Annotated in this window: 21 protein-coding genes and 1 pseudogene; 12 read left to right on the top strand and 10 right to left on the bottom strand. The window is 52.5% G+C overall.

Annotated features, from left to right (window positions below):
* Positions 1 to 3 precede the first annotated feature (3 nt).
* The 12 genes from IM295_RS05085 to IM295_RS05030 all read left to right on the top strand — a co-directional run bounded on the left by IM295_RS05085 (position 4) and on the right by IM295_RS05030 (position 6,117).
* A complete protein-coding gene (locus tag IM295_RS05085) occupies positions 4 to 876 on the top strand; it encodes an ATP-binding protein (protein WP_193066324.1) in 873 nt (290 codons plus the stop codon).
* A complete protein-coding gene (gene ssb, locus IM295_RS05080; RefSeq protein ID WP_193066323.1) occupies positions 877 to 1,326 on the top strand; it encodes a single-stranded DNA-binding protein in 450 nt (149 codons plus the stop codon). It abuts the gene before it with no gap.
* Positions 1,327 to 1,406: 80 nt separating this feature from the next.
* Positions 1,407 to 1,745 (top strand): hypothetical protein, encoded by a 339-nt coding sequence (locus IM295_RS05075; RefSeq protein ID WP_193066322.1) that lies wholly within the window; start codon positions 1,407 to 1,409, stop codon positions 1,743 to 1,745.
* Between the two features lie 10 nt (positions 1,746 to 1,755).
* Positions 1,756 to 1,935 (top strand): DUF2737 family protein, encoded by a 180-nt coding sequence (locus tag IM295_RS05070; RefSeq protein WP_193066321.1) that lies wholly within the window; start codon positions 1,756 to 1,758, stop codon positions 1,933 to 1,935.
* Positions 1,928 to 2,662, top strand: a complete 735-nt coding sequence (locus IM295_RS05065) for a DNA cytosine methyltransferase (RefSeq protein WP_193066320.1) — start codon at positions 1,928 to 1,930, stop codon at positions 2,660 to 2,662. The genes IM295_RS05070 and IM295_RS05065 overlap by 8 nt, the downstream gene beginning before the upstream one ends.
* 59 nt (positions 2,663 to 2,721) lie before the next feature.
* Positions 2,722 to 3,165, top strand: coding sequence for a hypothetical protein (locus IM295_RS23020; protein ID WP_226859422.1), 444 nt, complete (start codon positions 2,722 to 2,724; stop codon positions 3,163 to 3,165).
* Positions 3,165 to 4,172 carry a hypothetical protein gene (locus IM295_RS23015; RefSeq protein ID WP_226859421.1) on the top strand — a complete coding sequence of 336 codons (1,008 nt, stop codon included), beginning with the start codon at positions 3,165 to 3,167 and terminating at the stop codon, positions 4,170 to 4,172. Before IM295_RS23020 ends, IM295_RS23015 begins: the two co-directional genes overlap by 1 nt.
* Positions 4,173 to 4,522: 350 nt before the next feature.
* A complete protein-coding gene (locus IM295_RS05050; RefSeq protein ID WP_059512069.1) occupies positions 4,523 to 4,723 on the top strand; it encodes a hypothetical protein in 201 nt (66 codons plus the stop codon).
* 10 nt (positions 4,724 to 4,733) lie between these two features.
* The gene (locus IM295_RS05045; RefSeq protein ID WP_193066319.1) at positions 4,734 to 5,369 is read left to right on the top strand and encodes a hypothetical protein; all 636 of its coding nucleotides are present in this window, start codon (positions 4,734 to 4,736) and stop codon (positions 5,367 to 5,369) included.
* Positions 5,370 to 5,405: 36 nt separating this feature from the next.
* The gene (locus IM295_RS05040; RefSeq protein ID WP_193066318.1) at positions 5,406 to 5,615 is read left to right on the top strand and encodes a hypothetical protein; all 210 of its coding nucleotides are present in this window, start codon (positions 5,406 to 5,408) and stop codon (positions 5,613 to 5,615) included.
* Between the two features lie 80 nt (positions 5,616 to 5,695).
* Positions 5,696 to 5,917 (top strand): hypothetical protein, encoded by a 222-nt coding sequence (locus tag IM295_RS05035; protein ID WP_193066317.1) that lies wholly within the window; start codon positions 5,696 to 5,698, stop codon positions 5,915 to 5,917.
* 41 nt (positions 5,918 to 5,958) lie between these two features.
* Positions 5,959 to 6,117 carry a helix-turn-helix transcriptional regulator gene (locus IM295_RS05030; protein ID WP_370551797.1) on the top strand — a complete coding sequence of 53 codons (159 nt, stop codon included), beginning with the start codon at positions 5,959 to 5,961 and terminating at the stop codon, positions 6,115 to 6,117.
* 153 nt (positions 6,118 to 6,270) lie between these two features.
* Here IM295_RS05030 and IM295_RS05025 read toward each other — a convergent pair whose 3' ends face one another.
* The 10 genes and pseudogenes from IM295_RS05025 to IM295_RS04980 form a co-directional block, all read right to left on the bottom strand.
* Positions 6,271 to 7,599, bottom strand: coding sequence for a VasL domain-containing protein (locus IM295_RS05025; protein WP_193066315.1), 1,329 nt, complete (start codon positions 7,597 to 7,599; stop codon positions 6,271 to 6,273).
* Between the two features lie 60 nt (positions 7,600 to 7,659).
* Positions 7,660 to 8,130, bottom strand: coding sequence for a hypothetical protein (locus tag IM295_RS05020; RefSeq protein WP_041908865.1), 471 nt, complete (start codon positions 8,128 to 8,130; stop codon positions 7,660 to 7,662).
* Positions 8,131 to 8,144: 14 nt separating this feature from the next.
* Positions 8,145 to 8,600, bottom strand: coding sequence for a type VI secretion system baseplate subunit TssE (tssE, locus tag IM295_RS05015; protein ID WP_041908863.1), 456 nt, complete (start codon positions 8,598 to 8,600; stop codon positions 8,145 to 8,147).
* Entirely contained in the window at positions 8,600 to 9,145 is a 546-nt protein-coding gene (tssJ, locus tag IM295_RS05010; RefSeq protein ID WP_049137243.1) for a type VI secretion system lipoprotein TssJ, read from the bottom strand. Before tssJ ends, tssE begins: the two co-directional genes overlap by 1 nt.
* The gene (gene tssG / locus IM295_RS05005; protein WP_063943378.1) at positions 9,123 to 10,208 is read right to left on the bottom strand and encodes a type VI secretion system baseplate subunit TssG; all 1,086 of its coding nucleotides are present in this window, start codon (positions 10,206 to 10,208) and stop codon (positions 9,123 to 9,125) included. The genes tssJ and tssG overlap by 23 nt, the downstream gene beginning before the upstream one ends.
* The gene (tssF, locus tag IM295_RS05000) at positions 10,172 to 11,926 is read right to left on the bottom strand and encodes a type VI secretion system baseplate subunit TssF (RefSeq protein WP_063437050.1); all 1,755 of its coding nucleotides are present in this window, start codon (positions 11,924 to 11,926) and stop codon (positions 10,172 to 10,174) included. Before tssF ends, tssG begins: the two co-directional genes overlap by 37 nt.
* 84 nt (positions 11,927 to 12,010) lie before the next feature.
* Positions 12,011 to 12,262 carry a hypothetical protein gene (locus IM295_RS04995; protein WP_100169918.1) on the bottom strand — a complete coding sequence of 84 codons (252 nt, stop codon included), beginning with the start codon at positions 12,260 to 12,262 and terminating at the stop codon, positions 12,011 to 12,013.
* A 305-nt stretch (positions 12,263 to 12,567) separates the two neighbouring features.
* Positions 12,568 to 12,825, bottom strand: a pseudogene (locus tag IM295_RS04990) (PAAR domain-containing protein); the annotation flags it as partial.
* 53 nt (positions 12,826 to 12,878) lie between these two features.
* Positions 12,879 to 14,480, bottom strand: coding sequence for a type VI secretion system protein TssA (gene tssA / locus IM295_RS04985; RefSeq protein WP_193066314.1), 1,602 nt, complete (start codon positions 14,478 to 14,480; stop codon positions 12,879 to 12,881).
* A complete protein-coding gene (locus IM295_RS04980) occupies positions 14,480 to 17,662 on the bottom strand; it encodes an ImcF-related family protein (protein WP_370551796.1) in 3,183 nt (1,060 codons plus the stop codon). The genes tssA and IM295_RS04980 overlap by 1 nt, the downstream gene beginning before the upstream one ends.
* Positions 17,663 to 17,916 lie beyond the last annotated feature (254 nt).

Here is a 17,916-nt window from a genome sequence, read left to right as displayed (position 1 = left end):
ACCATGAAATTCGAAAAAGCCATGAGAAAGAAAGCCAAGCTACGGCTGGCACTTACCGGGCCAAGTGGATCAGGTAAAACATACAGTGCATTACTGATTGCCAAAGGAATTGGTGGCAAGATTGCTTTCATCGACACTGAGAAAGGAAGTGCATCACTTTATTCTGATGTGGCTGAATTCGATGTGCTGGAATTGGATCCGCCATTCTCTCCTGAGCGCTTCATCGAGGCGATTAAGTCAGCTGAGGATGCTGGATATGAATCTCTGGTTATCGACAGCATCACACACGAATGGGGTGGCGTCGGTGGCTGCCTTGAGCTGGTAGACACAATTGCAAAAGCAAAATATCGCGGCAACAGCTGGTCAGCATGGAGCGAGATAAACCCGCGTCACCGCCTTTTCCTCGACGCAATTTTGCGTTCGCCTATGCATATCATCGCAACCATGCGCAGCAAGACTGAGACAGCCCAGGTAGAAGAGAACGGTCGCAAGAAGGTCGCCAAGCTTGGTATGAAGTCAGAGCAGCGTGACGGCGTTGAATACGAGTTCACTACCGTATTGGATATCGCACACGAAACACATCATGCAATCGCCAGCAAGGACCGTACAAAACTCTTCTCTAACTCAGACCCTGTAATCCTCAGCGAGGAAACCGGCAAGCAGCTTCTTAACTGGCTGGAGTCAGGCGTTAACCCTAACGAAGAAACGCTTAAATCATTCGTTGATATGGCTGGCAATGCACAAAGCATGGATGAACTTAAGCCATTGTTTGAAGAAGCATGGAGAACGCTTCGCGGCACTGAATACCAGTCAAAAGCAAAAGAGGTTTACGACGCTCGTAAATCAGATTTCGAACCAGCAGATAAGGCGGCATAAATGGCTAGCAGAGGCGTCAACAAGGTAATCATTGTAGGTAGGTTGGGTCAGGATCCGGAAGTGCGCTATGCGCCTTCTGGCGCTGTATTTGCCAACATGACCGTAGCAACATCGGAACAATGGCGAGACAAGCAGACCGGTGAGCAGAAAGAGCAAACAGAATGGCATCGTGTGGTGCTGAGCGGAAAGTTGGCCGAGATTGCTGGTGAATATCTGCGTAAAGGTTCTGAGGTGTATCTGGAAGGGAAGCTTCGCACTCGAAAATGGACAGATCAGTCAGGCTCAGAGAAGTACACCACAGAGGTGCTGGTTGGAGTTGGCGGAACACTGCAAATGCTTGGTGGCAAGCGCGAAGCGGATAGTCAGCCAAAGCAGCAAAATAGCCAGCCGCAACAGCCTAAGCAGGCTAGCGAACCTCCTATGGACTTCGACGACGATATTCCCTTCTGACCTGATTTAACCAACACCTGAACATTCTATTTCACCTCACGGAGGCGGCATAACTTCGCCTCCAGTTTAAGGATTAAGCCATGTCACCTGATGAAAAGGGTTACTTCCGTGCACCTAAAAAACTGGAATCGAAGGACGAAGTTATTGCCCGGGTATGTGCCGGATTAGCTCTTTATTTCGAACAGAAAGAGAACGGAACTCTACCAAAGGATGAACGAACGCCAGAGCAGATTCAGGATGCGCAGGACGATTACTGGATAGAGAAGCTAACAAGGAAGTACGAAGCAAAGCTCTGGCATGACAACTTCATGGCCTCCTTCTCTCCTGGCTGGGAAACAGTCGGACCTAAACAACCATCAAGATGCAATGACCGTGACCGTGTTTACTACGGCCGATTTGGTCATGTACGCATGGACTGAGGAATTCATCATGATCGGAAATTACTACGACCCATTCATCACTCCCAATGAGCTTATCGCCGGACACCGCTTCAAACCAATTAACGATATCCCACGAGAAGAAATGCTGAAGAAGAACTCATTCCCGAGCGTGAACGATAACAAATTCCTGACAGCGTGGCTGAAACAAATAAGAGGGAATCATGAATGAGCTGGCTCTTTTCGCAGGCGCTGGCGGAGGAATACTCGGCGGCCACCTGCTCGGATGGAAAACAATATGCGCAGTTGAACGTGATGCCTACGCCGCACAAGTTCTCGCGCAACGACAAAATGATGGAATTCTCCGACCTTTCCCGATTTGGTCTGACGTGTGCAGTTTTGACGGAAAGCCATGGCGAGGAATTGTTGACGTCGTTTCTGGAGGATTTCCGTGCCAGGACATCAGCGCAAATGGAACTGGTGCCGGCATTGATGGAAAGCGATCAGGTTTATGGTCAGAGATGGCGCGAATTGTCGGTGAAGTACGACCTCAGTTCGTCTGCGTGGAAAATTCTCCAAGACTCAGAGGAAAAGGTCTTGCCTTGGTCGTCAGTGACCTTGCCGCATTGGGGTATGACTGTGAATGGTTCCGTTTATCAGCATCCAACTGCAGCGCGCCCCATACCAGAGACCGCATGTGGATTGTGGCCCACAGTGAAATCAACAATCAGAAGCGATTGCCAGAGCGAGAGGTTACGCCACGCGCCAGACCTGGTATCTGTTATCAAGATGAGGCCATTACCAGATGGAACGATGCCACCCCAGGATGGACAGCTGAACCCGGAATGGGTCGAGTGGTTCATGGGTTGGCCCATCGGGTGGACAGAATTAAAGCCCTTGGCAATGGACAGGTTCCTCGTGTGGCAGCAGCAGCATTCTCCAAGCTCATCAAGTCTTGAGGTGGCCGCATGAATACCAATCGATTCCTGACAGCGTGGTTAAACCAGAGGGCGAAGAAATGAGCAACATCGACAAACAGGGCCGCCAGGTACAGCGCTTCGCTAACTATGGCGTGGATATGATGGAGTGGGTTGATGGTGGTTACGTCAAACACTCTGATTATCTGGCGCTGCAGGATGAGCTGGAAGCCAAAGACACGCTCAACGCAGAACTTATGGAGAAACAGCGCCTGATTGATATCTGCCAGGGGCAAGGTTTGGAGCATCGAATCGCAGCAGAGAAACGCGCTGAGGCAGCAGAGAAGCGGATTGCTGAGCTGGAGGCGCCAGCGCCTGAATTGAAAATGGCGCACCTCATAAACAAATTCTACGAACGCTATCCGCTGGCAGAATTCAAAAGCGATACTGAGCGCAGCGCGGCGTTGGGATATTTCATGGCTGGTGCAGAACTGCAGTGCTTCGGTGAATTTATCAATTACGCCGAACTGATGGGAGATGAGTAATGGAAATCACCAGAGAGCAGTTACGCGAACGTGCGCGCGAAAAGGTTAAGAGTCTGGAGTTTGCAGTAACACAAACAGCTTTCGCTGATTCGCGCTCAGAGCTTGAAGAAGAACTGGAGCTGGCGCGTATCGCGCTGGCATCGCTCGAAGCGGAGGCTGTAGCGTGGCTGTATTCAGCGTCGTTTGAACGAGGTCACGTTGAAGGTGAGCTCACTGATGCGCCGGGTTGTGATATGCCTGTCTACACCGCCCCGCCAGCGACGGTATCTGTGATGGATGAAGCACAATCACGCGAGCTATTTGAAAAAAACTGCATGGCGAATATTGAACGCAACAAGTGGCATCCTGACCTGTACGCACACCTACCGGCCAGGGAGCAATGGGCTGCGTGGGAAGCCTGCCGCGCTGCCATGCTTCAGGGTTCCGACAACGAATTTCAGCGCAAAGCCGCAATTCACGACGCACTCTGTGGAAAGTACAACGTCGAATCACTGGCTGATTTCGTCGACTGGCAAAGGAATCACATTGCTGAACTTGAAGCAGCACCCCCTGCTCCGTTGGACCAGGGTGAGACTGCAGTAATGCCGGATTATCCAGGGTATGCACTGACGCAGCGTGAGTGTTATCAGGCTGGCAAGAAGGCAGGATTGGCTGAGGCTGGCAACTCTCCGGTGATTCCGGATGGTGGCGAGCATGGGTTCTGCCAGAGGCACCCGGATACCAGGAGACTTACACATCCGTATAAGCAACTCTTGACCTATCCTCCTCGGTCCTCAACGTACTGCCCTAAGTGCGACCCTGAAGTGTCTAAGTGGGTTGAGCGAGATAAGCTACTTCGCCAGAACAAACCTGACGAAGAAAGACCTTATACGGTTGTTATGCCAGGTGGGTGTCAGCATGAATGGGTTCACCATGTTCCGTGTTCACGATTAAAGCCAGAGTATGAAGAGTGCTATAAGTGCGGGGTGCGACGTCCATATCCAGCAGCACCGCAGCAGGAGGAGTGATGGAGAGCCTAAACAAGATAATCATCAATGCTCGCGTGCTTTCATGGAAGAGAGAGTATGGACCATTTGTTAAGTGCCCTGAGTGCTTTGGGTTGCTGACAAAATGCGAACTATGCAAAGGGAAAGTAAAACTTATCCAGGAGGATATTGACGCGTGGAACAATCCGATCGCCAAAATGAAAAGGGATAAGCAGTAATGCCTAACCCATTCGACGCATAACAAACCCGCACCTAGCGGGTTTTTCTTTATCCGGAGTCCGTATGCAACTCAATCCAGTGGCAGCCGTCATCATGGCTCTTATTGCATGGGCGGCAATCTCTTCACTCATTCACATGTCAGAGGCGCAAATATGGCTAAATTTGCTGTGGGTGCAATCGTGAAGCACAAGTCAGGCGATATCAAAGGAGTGGTTGATGGCGTTACGGAGCAGGAGAACAGGCCGACATGGTATCGCATCGAGTGGGACTCCGGTGATTACAGTTCTCACGCAGAACACGAACTGCGCGCGGCTACTGTTGATGAGCCTCGCGTGTATAAGAAATTAGCTTAAGGAGATGGATGTGAAACTGATTGATATTTTGGTGCTGGATCTACCTAAGCTTGGCGGTTGGCCTGATGGTGTAATCAAAATGTCCCAAGACTATGACGGGGAGGTTTGGTGTTGGCGTGGATGTGGCTATGGAAAAGCTAATAGTTTTGCTCGGATAAGTGAAATAGCCGAGAACCACAGGAAGCAAGGAAAAGATGAAAACCTCGACTGCTTCGTCACCCGCGATCAATACGAAGCAGCACTTGCAGCCAGCAAGCCAGACTGGGATGGAGAAGGTGTGCCTCCTGTTGGAGCAGACGTGCAATGCATCTGCAAACAATTCCCAAGTGAAGGACAAGAGAAGTTGCTAGGTAAAATTCTTTATTCTGGTGAGTACACAATCCTTCATACCTATAAGACCAACGAGCAACATCATGTTCCAGTCGAAAGCGTACTCATGACAAAGCATTGGTCAATCACTCCTATTAGATCCGAAGCAGACAAGAAGAGAGAAATCGGCGTTCTTTCACTTGCTCGTGCAGACCCAACTGTTGGCAGATTTGAATATGGAGAGAAAATGAGTGATGGACGGCTCATTGGCTATGCCTGGTATGAGCTTTACGACAAGATTGCAGCCGGTGAAGTAGCTGGCATCCGCATAGACTAGACCGCCGCAATGGCGGTTTTTTATTGGAGATAAATAATGTCAGACAGCGAAGAAATCAAAATCGAAGGCGGCTGCATTTACGAGTCACAGAATATTGATGGCGATAATTCAAAGTTCATCGTTACAGGGGTTGGACTCTCCCGCGTCCTGTTTGCTGACTTTCCGATGATTAAATTCAACGAAAGTTATCTTGAATATTGCGTAACAAGGAAAGAATTCCATAAGCGATTCAAGTTATGGGAGTAAATATGGAATCACACAGCCTCACACTCGATGAGGCCTGTGCATTTCTTAAGATATAACATTAGCTCAAACATGGTGGACACATGAAAGAAGATGTTGTCGTTAGACTTCCTACAGAATTTTACAGTGAGCATGGGGTAGTTGTTCAGCTCGAAAAAGTGATGGCAGCCCTCGCAATACATGGCATCAAATATGAAAGGAATCTTCAGCCACCAAAGGTAAGCCTAAAAGATGCAGTCGATACGATTAGAAAGCTAAACGTTGACTATGATTTCGAGGCACTGAAAGCGGAGAGAGACGAATGAGAGAATTACGAGACGACTCACTAATTGACATGAAATTCATAATGGAGGATTCTGGATTTTCAGATCGCTACTTCTACAAGCACATCCAGAAAGGCGACTTCCCACCTCCTATCAAATATGGCCGCGCATCAAAATGGCTTTATGGTGATTATCAAGCCTGGAAGCTCAGCTTCATTCCCGACCTCAAAAAAGCATCATGACCACGCTTTGTGGGCATAATTGCGGGCATAATATTTTCCTATTCTGCATTTCCTCTTAAATCCCCTGCACTTAGACGCTTTATGTGATGTCTGCAGGGGACACTTTTATCTTCCTCTGTTTTTAACCCAAATTAGTCTGTTCGCTGCAAAAACTCATTGAACAAAAGCATCCTGCTTTATTTGAGCATAACGCGTTGCCAGTTGCTTTAGGTGAAGCTCAAGTTGGGTCTTTTCTGCTTCAGGGAGCGCACTTCCTGCAGGATACTGCGACAGGCGCCTGAGCTGCTCTTCAGCGGGTATCGCATGGTTAAATGACTGCATAGTCGAAAAAACCACGGATTTAAGCTCACTCACGGTTATATATTTTCCTTTTTGCTCATCCAGACTACTCAGCCGATCACTCAGTTGCTGAAGCGTCATCATCCCCTGATACCAGCTGTTCATTGCGTCTACAGGCAACGCCGTCGCGTTAAACTTTTTTTGCCACTGTACTATCAGCGCTTTAGCCTCTTCGGGCCGTAATGTCTGGAGCTGCTTTAACAGCTGTAGGCTGTAGGAAATATTCCAGTCAGGAGACAGTTTATCCAGCCGTGCAAGCTGCTGCTGCGTATCTGAGATAAACGTAGACGGTAACGTTCCTCGCTGCGTTAACGCGTCTTGCTGAACAGGTGTAAGCACTTCAGGTAACGGCGCCAGCGAGGCAATGGCCTGAGTCGTTAAGGGATCGGGTCTGGAGAGAAAGCCCCCACCCCACGCTACGGCGACGCAGACCACCAGCATAGAACACATCCCGGCGACAAAGGGCTTCCACTGCCCGGCAATCCGGGAGGGCATTACAGGTTCCTCACCGTTCGGCTCATTTTTCTGCTGGACAACATATACCCTTTTCACCGCCTGGATCGGTTCATCCTTTTCCAAAGGCGCTTCCCTGTCGGGCTTCATCTCATGCGAATCTGTTATTCCATGATTTTTTTCCAGTCTTGCCGCATTAGAATGTATCACCGTTCGTAATGTCTCGAACTGGCTAAGGTGTTTAAGCTCAAGGGTCTGGAGCACCGCCCCCAGCCTGGAAAGCAACGCTTCAGCGTTGTATAGCTCACTCAGATTGCTGTCATCCAAAGTGAGCATACGCATGAGTTGCTGCAGGCGCTGGCTCAGGCTGCTAAGGATTTCCATTCGCACGTGTTGCGAATGCGGCCAGAAAACCTCCCACTGGTGGCTAATCAGAGCCTCCAAGATCGCCAGCCCCTCATTCAGGCCAGCGACTCCAGACTGCTGCGTACGGGCGAGGGTGTACCAGGCTGCAGTCTGCAACTCAACACCGTTTCGCTCGAATAATGAAAGGCAGCGTTTTTCAACGTATACCCAGTTCACGTCCGGTCGAGCGGGATGGCTTAATTTACTCATTTCATCGCGAAGGGCGGCATAATCCGGAAGCGTGCGCGGGTCGCCGCCGGTTTTTAACGTTATATCTATAGTCATTCTGGAGGGCCTGCATATTCGTGTCAGTTGATTTCGTCAGTTGATGAAATAATGTTATCGCTATGGCAACAGCGCTAAAATCAGACCGAAAAAAATACCTTCATCAAATAATTGTCCTGACCGGGATGGTGTATCAGGGGGAGTGAAGATCCAGTCACTTCCCCCCCCTACCCGCATAAAGAGCCGCCCTTGAGAAATAACATTTTCTCCGGAACAGAAAGTCACCTCGACACAACCGGCGACGCCCTGTCCATACAGAAAGATCGGCATAAACTTTACCGCCCGACTGTCATAACGAAGAACAATACCGGAAATCTCAAAAGCCCCTCCCTCCACCAGCAGGTCCGAAACGGAAGCAGAGACAGTGCTCACATTCAGTCCGGTACCTGTGAGCCACTCATCCATCTGCTGCTGAAGTTGCTCCATTCGCAGGCGAAACGCTGCAATATCTGCCTGAGTTTTACTGACTGGAGGAACGGGTGAAGGTTGACTGGCCTGCAGTTTTTTTATGAATTGTGATTTTACTGACATAGTGTTTCCTGGCCTTAAATACGGGCTGTGGTATCGAGGTACTGCTGTTGCCTGAGGTGCCTCAACAGAACCCGTCCTTCGGGCATAAACTCAGTGCCATAACGCACCAGGCCAATCCCCTTGAGTTCAGCGTCAATGGCATAGCGCAGTTCGCCTGGAACTTTTTGGTCCAGCAGAACAACATCTATCTTCTTCAGTCGAGGTTCATATTTGAGCAAGACAGTCGACAGCGTGCTCATAAGTTCATGGGCCGTCCCTGGCATACCCTGAAGGATTTTCGTCATATCGGGCAAGCCAAAGTCAGGGAGATGCGCGAGCGTGCCGGCGCGACAGTTGAGAACGCGCTGCATATTATCCAACACTGAGAGGATGACCTGATTTTCTTCACTCACCTGGTTGAGGTTGAGGCCACCGGAAAAATTTCCGGTTAGCATTTCATACAGTGAAGGCGTGTTATGTCCGTGGGGCATCAGTTGTCCTTAAGCGGTTGCAGCGTCAGATGATTCTCGCCAGCTTCCAGAGTACGCGGTTTATCCGGATCCAGGTCGCTGCGTTTAATAACCTGCTTCCAGGTGCTGTTGACCTCATCCGGATGGCGGAACAGCCCCACCACAGCCACAAACTGCGCAGCTTCTTCCATCGGCATATCAAGGCTTGCATCACCGCCTGGTTTTACCACGACATCACGGCTCGCTAGCATATCGTCTTTCAGAATGCTGCTATCATCCTGAAGCAGTTGCATATAAACCGTCTTATCAAAGATTTTTCGATCTTTAAGCTGGTAAACCCGCACCACGACTGGTTCAGAAAGCGGATTACTTTCTCGGGCATCAATGTTCAGCGCCTCACGTGCAGTGAAATCCAGATGCAGTATTTTAATCTTTTTATAGAACACAGAATTAAACGCCGATTTGGTCCCGTCGGTGACGCTCTGCGCCACGCCGCAGCCTGTCAGGCTAATCGCCATAAAAGGTATAAGCCAGCGCATGGTCTTAATTAAACTTGTAGGTAACACGTCGATTTCCTTGTTGCGGTTTCGCAGGTTCCAGCCCGCGGTAATCACCCAGTTCTGTCGTAAAGGTCTCGGGTATTTCATCCGAAAGAGTATCACCCTCTACTCCCAGCACACCGTTCATTCCCAGCCAGAAAGGGCTTTCGCCCAGCGGCGGAACGGCCAGCAGCCGGACTGAAGTGGTCAATGTAATTCTGGCCTTGAACCGCCAGCCCAGGTACACCCGGAGCATGACCAGGAAATCCTGATACAGCTGGCCGTCCGGCTTCCAGCCCTGCGCCTCCTGTTCGTTTTCCGTCGCGAGCGCAACCAGCAACTGGCTGCTGGCATCCATTGCTTCGTCACCCAGCGGGGTATTGCCGTCCAGTTGAAAATCGTCATCACCGTAGAAGCCCAGTTGCTGACTGACCTCCACCGGTCGAAGGCAGTATGGACTGACCTTCACGAGAGTATCCGGGGCCAGCAGTGTCACCAGGGCCTGCATCCCCTCCTGGGTTTTGCCCGGCTGCTGCAGAACCCCGAGTAACGCCAGAAAGCGGGACACCGGGGTGGCAATGTGGTTTGCGGTTCCCGGTATGCCCAGTCCTACCAGCCCCAGCAGCGACTGTGAAATGCTGTCCGTTCCCCCCGGCTCAAACGTTGCGGGATAGGAGTATTTGCGCCAGATGCGGTAAAACTGCGTCAGGATGCGATGGCTGAAGATATCCAGAAAACCCTGCAGCGCTTCATACCCTTCACGACGCTGAGTGATATCATCGAGATAGGCCGTCGGCAGAGGTGAGTCGACACCGTACATCCCCATAAAGGTTGTGCGGATGAGCGGTGGTCTGCTGTCATCATCCTCGGCATACTCGACAGCCTTTAGCTCACTGGATGGGAATCCCATCCCCGAGTGCGGTGCAAAACGTACCGGGTCATCTGCGGGATGACTGGTCGAGCCCATCAACGGCTTACCTGGATTGCGCTTCTCCAGCAGTTGACAGAAACGGTAAAAGTTAATGCGGTGAAGATCCGCCTCCAGCCGTGGGCTCAGCCGGGAATACGGCGGTTGTGCTTCTCTTGCCATTCCAGGCGTTCTCCGGTCGGTTGCAGAATGATAATCAGGCGGTTAAACAGATAGATATCGGTGTAGAGCGCGAAGAAGCGGCTTAGCATCTCGCCGAAGAGACAGATGTCGCCACGCCCGGCAAAGCCGTAGCTGTCCAGCGTCACCTCAATCTGCACCCCGCGCACCAGGTACCCCTGCTCAAAGCGTTCCGTTTCACTGTGCTTCACGTCGATAATCGCCTCCAGACGACGGCGGTTCATCTCGCTGTCAGTCCACTCGTACAGCGCCAGCGTGCCGCGCAGCACGTCGGCATTGTCCATCATCGACAGGAAGCCGCTGCCAAGATGACTCAGCACACGCCAGTGAAAGCGATCCTGCGCCGGGGGATAACAGGGCAGCGTCGGCGCACACAGGTTACGGACGGCAATACTGGCTGAAGTCGTTTTCATCACCGTATCGAGCACGGTGCTCTGGAGCGCTCGCCGCGGGAGCTGGCCGTTTGTGCCCGTGAGCGTCAGGGACAGGCTTTCATCTTCTGGTACCGTGTGGTTATCGAATGCTTCACCGCCCAGAATAAGCCAGGTGTTGTACAGGCCTGACGGGCCGCGCCGCACACGAGTGTGATAATAATATTCCGGGGCTTCATGACGCATCATGCCGCCTTTGTGACGGAAGCTCGAGAATGGCACGTAGGTATGCTGGCTGGATGACATTACCGAGTCCACAGAGTAAATCTCAGTATGGCCGTCCTGCACCCGCATCGGTCGCAGCATGTATTCGGTCTGCAGTGAGTTGAGCGTCAGCGGGTCAGATTCCAGCGGGAACAGGTTGATCACCGGCACACAGTTCAGGCGCAGATGCTTTTCGGTAAAGCTGAAATCATGCTCCCAGCGTTCTGCCAGCACCACGTCGATTTCAAACCAGGGGAGTTCAGCCGGAAAGACTACGGTCTCCAGCCCACGCAGGCCGGTAAACATGAATTTCTCACGGAAGGTGAAGTACTCCAGCAGCAGCTGATAGCCGCTAAAACTACTGCTCCCCTTCGGCCAAAGGTCGTCATCATCGTCAAATCCCAGCACGGCGAAATAGCCGTCAAGCGGTCTTCTGTCTATATCACCCGGCATCCGCAACCACAGGCGCGCCGTATTCATGGTAAAGGCTTCATGCATTGCGCAGGCTAGTGGTGCGTCTGCGTTGAAGTAGAACGGGAGCTGGCTGAGATCGATACGGCTCCAGTCGGCGAGATGGCTGCAGTTAAACCGCAGGCTAATAACCGAACGCCCGTCAGGGTCAGTCGACAGGCGGACGTGCTCAAGCGACAACGGCTGGAGAGTAATCTCTTTGGTTGTGGTATACCGACAGCGCGTACCTTTCTCACCGATCGGCCTTGAGTTCACTTCAAAGCCTTTGACGATGCGCATCTGCTCTTTCATCTCACGCCAGTCAGGGGTGAACTCCACCACCGACATCGACGGTATGGTGCGCAGGTAATGCGGCCAGAGCAGGCTGACCAGCCCTTCTGTCAGTTCAGGCAGGTCGTCATCAAGCTTTTCACGCAATCGCCCCATCAGGAAGGCAAAGCCCTCAAAAAGGCGTTCCACGTACGGGTCGCGCGCGCCAGCTTTATCGAGGTTGAGCATTGCTGCCTGCTCGGGGTGAGCGCGGGCAAATTCTTCGCCGGCTTCCAGCAAGTAGCGCATTTCAGCGTCGTAGTAACGCAGGGTTAAGTCGTCCATAGATAACCAATATGATTGAATGTTTAACAGTGTTAGGAATAAAGGGAAGCCATGACAGCCTGCAACTTATTGATATAATATCGACTAATATTTCTTGCTTACTCGCTTAAACACCATAAGAGAGATAATATAAATAACAACAAAAGCAATATTCGAAGAACCATAAAACAGCCAAACCATGGAGTAGGTTTCGTCAACCAAATAATCCAGACTTGTTCCAATTAACACGGTTTCAAAAGTGTATTTGATATCCATGAGTGAAAGGGAAAGAATTGTTGTACTGACCAGTAAAAACAAAACTACAGGCACAAAAGCTAGCAGTAGACGCTTAATCATTCTCAATTCCCTGGGATTGGCTGAATGTTGTGGGGGCATAACCGCTCGAGCCTTTTTCCTGTGAGCCCACTTCCTTTGCCTATTGCCCCGGCAGTTTCATTACCGCTGCCTGCACCTTGGGTTTCTGTCCAGAGGAAAACGCCATCACTCAGTTCATTCGGTTCTGCAATACACACTCCCGCAAGGTCATTTTGACCAGACTGGCTACTATCAATGCCAGGAGCAAATATCGTATCAGCCCGTGAGCCAGCCAGAAACGATGTCTTTCCAGCTCCTCCTGCAGTTGAAATTGTACCAGCCGAACTCTTCTCGTACGTATCATTCATCATCGACGGAATAAACTTTGCCTTACAGGGGCATGAACTGTAGCTGTCGAGAGTCCCGGCCATTCGTCTGCCGTGAATGATATCGTTATCGATGTCACCGGCTACCTTGTAAATTCCTACAAATTTACCGCAGGTTACGCCGTCCTGTTCCCGGGCAACAGGTTTACCAAACAGAGTGTGATCTTCTGCGCCCGTGATAATTCTCCCGCCGCAGGTTGTTTTGTCACCCTGCACCAGTTAAAAGCCTTTTGTTGGCATACGTTTTTCCTTTTCGCTGAATTCAGTCCTGGTTACCCGCAAAGCACCGCACTGCCTGCCGGGTCAAGCGCAATCAGACCGGCCAGAAGCTGATCCATCTCGGGCTGAAGCCGAGATTTATCGGTTTCGCTGCGGGTGGCTTTCATGCGCAGCAGTCTGAGACGGCGCGATTTGACTTCAAATAGCAGCGCTGGGGTCCACTGCGTGAGGGTGATGGACTGTGCAGCGCCATCGAGTTCCCCCAGCAGATGCAGAGCCAGTTCGTTCTTACCCTTTTGTTCCGCCACGCGGGCCATTAGCAGGCGCAGCAGCCATTTGTCTTTCGTGGAGTCGTTGCCCGGGAGAGTCTGCAGCCAGTGAAGTGTGGCATCCAGGCCATCCGTGTCCGCCTTCTCAAGCGCTTCCTGCTCGAGGGTCAGAATATCGTTGTCCGTCTCACCGGCAGTACTGACTCGCTCATCACGCCAGCCGGACATATCGTCCAGCACGCTCTGATTTATCCAGTTCAGCGTGACCTCATCAGCAAACGGCGTACCGTCATTAAAGGCCAGCGTTTCAAGCCCAGTGAGGCGGCGTAGCAATCCTTTCAGGTCAGCGGCGATGATATCAGCCAGTACATCCTGCCCCAATTTCATCAGGGCCTGGTGGATATACCACTGCAAATCCAGCCAGAGGTGGTTGGCGCCACGGGAGAAAGTGCTGTCCGCGTGCTCCAGTATCTCCAGCCAGCTCTGCTGCAGGTACAGACGTTTGAGCATGGCCCGCTGGTCAGCCCGCGGTGGTTCGATGCGCGTTTTCCCTTCTGCATCAGGAGCCGGGATAGCGCTCAGCGTGTCATGACGTAGGCTTTTCATCAGCCGGTGTGCGGCAAGCCATCCATCGGGCTGCTCACGCAGATAACCCGTCAGGGTCCGGGCCTGGGCCAGTAAATCCTGACCGGACGAAATGCGGCTCAGGACGGGCGCATCATATTCTGTCACGTGCGATAAGATCTGTGGCTGAGACGAGTCACTGGCGTTCTGAGGAACCAAAGCATCTACGCCACCAGCCTTCATCAGGCGGGATTCCAGCGCGCTGAACAGCGCATTCAGTTCTGGCCGTGACGTTTCCGGCTCTGTCTCCAGACTGTCGCGGATGAGCAACAGCGCACCGGCAGTGCGCTGAGCATCGCTGCGCACTACTTCCGGCCAGAGGGAGAGGCTGTCGAGCAGACGAGAGCCTGCGAGCCACTCCAGCGCCGGTTTACGGCTTCGCTCCCGCTGCGGATGAAGCTGCACTCCGTAGCGCTGCAGCAATCCTGCCAGCAGTTCAAGCCCTTCGGCAAAGCCGATTTCCCCGTCCTGGTGCAGACGCGCCCAGCAGTAATAGGTGGCAATCCGGATATCTTTGGCGGTGGTGGTCAACAATTTTTCGGCAAGCGTACAAATCAGCCCGGTATCGATGCCGGAGAGTTTATTCACCTCCTCTCTGATACGCTGGAAATCATCGTCATAACCCGGATCTTCCCCTGTAGGATTGGTGTCGCTGACAGGGACAAGCCAGGGCCGCCAGCTTTCTGTTCGTACCTGCGCCTGCTGTCGTAGTTCAATTTCGTCCGCCTGACAGGCGGCAACCAGATTCTGAAGAGTGCTCATTATTCGATTCCATCCATGTCACTATTTTCCGTGTTGGCCATCAGCGCCTGAGCCGTGGCCGCGCTGTCAACGCTGAAGATCTGATCCGGCAGCGTGAAGCCGTGCAGTGCCAGTAATGCCAGCGGCCCGCTGCCCAGCTGTGAACGCAGTACCCATTGCAGAGTACGACCATCCGGGGCGGTGAAACTTACCATCCACTGGCTGCGGTCAAGCTGCTGCCGCTTGCCCTGATCCAGCCAGCGAATAAAGCCCCAGGTCCCGCTGTAATCCCCAAACAGACGAGCTCCGGCGTTGACCGAGGTCCAGGTCAGCATTGTTCCTGGTTTGTATGTGTCTCCCGGCCAGCGGAAGGACTGCCAGTCGGCCATCTGGTTAAAGTAGTGCAGCTTTTGACCATCAATGGTCAACTGAGTTTCCACTACCTGCGGTGCCGGGCGCGCCTGCAGCTCGAAGCTAATGCCCTGACTGCCATCGGTAAACAGAATGTCTGACAGCTCGCTCAGTTGATTAATCGCCCGCAGGAACGTTGGGTTAAAGTTCAGCCCCTGGCTGTTAACCTTATCCGGTACCCACTGACTGCCCTCTTTATGCAGCACACCGCTGAGTTCCGTCGTCAGGAAGCGTTCAATACGCCCGCTGTCCTTACGTATAAATTCGGCCAGCATGGGCAAAGAGGCATCGCTCTTGCTCGCGGCGAACGGGAAGCGCCCGTCAAATGCCGTATGCCAGTTAGCCACAACTGAGCGACTCCATTTGTCATTCAGACTTGCTGCCGACGGCTGAAGCACGGTCTCCCAGGCCTGGGTCAAAGGCTGCACAAACATCGTGCTGCCAAAACCGCTCCACTCTTCGCCAAGGCTTGCCGAAATGAGGCTGCCGTACTGCTGGGTGTCGGTCAGATCCACACTTTTGCCCTGGAATACGGTTTGCGCCAGGGTCTGCATCATCTCCTGCGGGTCTGAGGCGCTGGCCACCTGCTGCAGGCGCAGGCGCACGCGGGTGATACGGGTCAGATAGGTCTGCAGGCTCAGAGAGTTGTCAGCCGACATGACGTTACTGCCGTTGTTTTTACCCAGAAGCTGAAGCAGCGGGCCGAAGGTTTCATCCAGAGGTCCCTGTGGGCCTGACGCTGACTGGTCAATCGCAGGTTTGTCTTTCCCGCCTACGAGGTCTTTAGCCGATTTGATGATTGAGTCTGAGAGGCCTTCGCTTTTCTGGCCGGTCTGCCCCTGCCAGGCGACGGTATTCATCAGGGCAATCAGCGGCGACTGGCGGACATCGCTCATCAGCGTCAGTTGGTCGGTGACATCGGCAATATTGTTTGTTGGATTTAATCGCAGGCTGTTGAGGAAGTTCAGCCAGCTGCCGGCAAAGTCAGTAAAGTAACGCTCTGTCAGGCGCGCTTTGAGCGCTTCCGGGGAGAGATCCGCCGATACGGCTTTGCGGGAATCGCTCAATACCCAGTCAATTTCATCCTTGCGCGAGGTTGCCGCCTTCTCAATGGCCTGCTGGATACCGCCTTCCCAGGCCTGTCGGGTAAACATACCCGGCACCACTTCTTCGGTGGTGAACAGCCGACGGGCATCGGTACCGCTGGTCATGTCCTCCAGAGACACATCGGCGAAATTACGGCGTACGGATTTGAGCATGTTCTCATACAGGGTACTTTCTGCATTGCGGTGGCCAATTTGCTGCAACAGCACCTGACGGCTCTGGCTGACCAGCTGCGCGTCCGGGGTGATTTTCCACTGTGGCTGCTTTGGCAATTCGTTAATGTAGAAAGCCCATAAATCCGGCGACAGACTCTGCCATAGCCCGGTTGAGATGCCCATACGCGTCGGCTGCACGGTTTTCATCGCTTGCGCGTAAAATGCACCGTCGGCTTTATCCGGACGAACCATCATCAGCCAGGCTTTCAGCTGGTCATAACCCGGTTTCGCCAGCTGCGCCCGCTGGTCGCTGTTTGGCGCTGAACTGACCAGCGCTGTGAGCTTTTGCACTAGGGCGGCGTTCGCCGGTTCGCGTATAAGGCGGTTGTTCGCCACGCCGTACCAGGGCAGCATCGCGTTTAGCAGTTGCTGATTATGGTCAAGACCGAAGCGCTGATACCAGGGCGTGCCTTCCTGAATATTGTGCAACATGCGCCCGGCGTCGTTTCGCAGTGCATGCAGCGCCGTCAGCTGATAGTCGGATACCGAAGGATGTTCAACCAGATTGCGGGCTTTTCCTGCTACTGAGGTAATTTGTCCATAGTTCAGCATAAACGAGACCAACAGCCCCGCCCCCCAGAGACCAATGATGGCCGCCAGCGTCCAGGCGAGCGTCTGTTCCCATGCCATACCGACCCGGCGGCCGCGGATACGGGTGCAGTCGTCAACGATCCCCTGCCATGTCACCGGCAGAGTCAGGGCATGGCGTTGTGACTCTGGAACATATTTCTCAGCGTCGGCTTTTCCCCCTGACGTATCAGCAGATTTATTCTCCGGCAGGCTGAACATCAGGCCGCGCAGCGGAACGCGCTGCTGAGCGTCGGAGAGCCATGGCAGCAGTTGCTGAGCCCAGCGGGGGATACCGCCGTCTTTGAAATGCTGGCCAAGACGCAGCAGGAAATCGTGGTTGTTATTCTCCAGTATCTGGTTCACGCCCTGCGCCCGTAGTTCGGGCAGCATCATTTCAAGCTGTCGGGTAATGTCGTCGGCTCTGGCACGGATCGGGAAACTGGCCCCGACCGGCTGTTCAGTGCGTTTAGCCTGCGACCATTTACTGTCGCACAGTTGCCATAACCAAACCGGCGCGGAATAGCGCAGCAGTTCGCTGATTTTTTCAAGCCCGCGTAAATCGTTATCGCTGATTTGTGGAGTCAGATTAAGCGACTGGGGCAATACGCGTACAATACCGTCCAGCGGGCGTCCGCGGCGCAGTTTACGTAGCGCGGTGTATTTCTCTCGGTCAGGCTCAGAGGTCAGACTTCCGCCGTAAATCAGCACGGTACGGTTGCCTTCAAGCCACTGCTGCTGTTGCAGGCCTGGAATAAGCTGTTCGATCGCGGCATCATCACCAGAGATTAGCAAGAGACGGATTTTATGGTGCCAGAAGAAGGTATATCTACGGCGGAGGGAGGTTCTGAGAGTTAAATACTCATTCCAGTATGTATTATCCTTTTTCTTTTCAACCTGAGCCATTACTTCTTTTCCGGTTGAAGCAGCCTTAATAGCTTTATAGTTTTTCTCACCGAACAGGCGAGTGACAATAAAAAATAGAATAATAAATAACACCAAACCGCCAGTCAGCAACGCACAAGTAAAAAGCCAATATCCTTGCTGTACAGAGCCGTCCGTCACTCCCAGCGTTTCGGGAGAGAATTCAAGTAACCAGAAAACTGTCGTTCCCACTACAAAAAGAAACAAAAGAATCAGCCATAGCTGGAACGTTGTAT

The organism is Enterobacter cloacae complex sp. P14RS, from assembly GCF_014895895.1.
In the GTDB taxonomy this organism is placed as follows: Bacteria; Pseudomonadota; Gammaproteobacteria; order Enterobacterales; family Enterobacteriaceae; genus Enterobacter; species Enterobacter bugandensis.
Note: the sequence above shows the minus strand (reverse complement) of the source record. Positions and strands in the feature narration are given on the sequence as shown.

Excerpts from the sequence above, each read along its gene's own strand:
- IM295_RS05050 (WP_059512069.1), top strand. The coding sequence starts at position 4,523 with ATGGCTAAATTTGCTGTGGGTGCAATCGTGAAGCACAAGTCAGGCGAT.
- IM295_RS05030 (WP_370551797.1), top strand. The coding sequence starts at position 5,959 with ATGGAGGATTCTGGATTTTCAGATCGCTACTTCTACAAGCACATCCAG.
- IM295_RS05070 (WP_193066321.1), top strand. The coding sequence starts at position 1,756 with ATGATCGGAAATTACTACGACCCATTCATCACTCCCAATGAGCTTATC.
- IM295_RS05035 (WP_193066317.1), top strand. The coding sequence starts at position 5,696 with ATGAAAGAAGATGTTGTCGTTAGACTTCCTACAGAATTTTACAGTGAG.
- IM295_RS05040 (WP_193066318.1), top strand. The coding sequence starts at position 5,406 with ATGTCAGACAGCGAAGAAATCAAAATCGAAGGCGGCTGCATTTACGAG.
- IM295_RS05020 (WP_041908865.1), bottom strand. The coding sequence starts at position 8,130 with ATGTCAGTAAAATCACAATTCATAAAAAAACTGCAGGCCAGTCAACCT.
- tssG (WP_063943378.1), bottom strand. The coding sequence starts at position 10,208 with ATGGCAAGAGAAGCACAACCGCCGTATTCCCGGCTGAGCCCACGGCTG.
- IM295_RS05085 (WP_193066324.1), top strand. The coding sequence starts at position 4 with ATGAAATTCGAAAAAGCCATGAGAAAGAAAGCCAAGCTACGGCTGGCA.
- IM295_RS04995 (WP_100169918.1), bottom strand. The coding sequence starts at position 12,262 with ATGATTAAGCGTCTACTGCTAGCTTTTGTGCCTGTAGTTTTGTTTTTA.
- IM295_RS23015 (WP_226859421.1), top strand. The coding sequence starts at position 3,165 with ATGGAAATCACCAGAGAGCAGTTACGCGAACGTGCGCGCGAAAAGGTT.
- IM295_RS04980 (WP_370551796.1), bottom strand. The coding sequence starts at position 17,662 with ATGGCTCAGGTTGAAAAGAAAAAGGATAATACATACTGGAATGAGTAT.
- IM295_RS23020 (WP_226859422.1), top strand. The coding sequence starts at position 2,722 with ATGAGCAACATCGACAAACAGGGCCGCCAGGTACAGCGCTTCGCTAAC.
- tssF (WP_063437050.1), bottom strand. The coding sequence starts at position 11,926 with ATGGACGACTTAACCCTGCGTTACTACGACGCTGAAATGCGCTACTTG.
- IM295_RS05075 (WP_193066322.1), top strand. The coding sequence starts at position 1,407 with ATGTCACCTGATGAAAAGGGTTACTTCCGTGCACCTAAAAAACTGGAA.
- ssb (WP_193066323.1), top strand. The coding sequence starts at position 877 with ATGGCTAGCAGAGGCGTCAACAAGGTAATCATTGTAGGTAGGTTGGGT.
- IM295_RS05065 (WP_193066320.1), top strand. The coding sequence starts at position 1,928 with ATGAATGAGCTGGCTCTTTTCGCAGGCGCTGGCGGAGGAATACTCGGC.
- tssE (WP_041908863.1), bottom strand. The coding sequence starts at position 8,600 with ATGCCCCACGGACATAACACGCCTTCACTGTATGAAATGCTAACCGGA.
- IM295_RS05025 (WP_193066315.1), bottom strand. The coding sequence starts at position 7,599 with ATGACTATAGATATAACGTTAAAAACCGGCGGCGACCCGCGCACGCTT.
- tssA (WP_193066314.1), bottom strand. The coding sequence starts at position 14,480 with ATGAGCACTCTTCAGAATCTGGTTGCCGCCTGTCAGGCGGACGAAATT.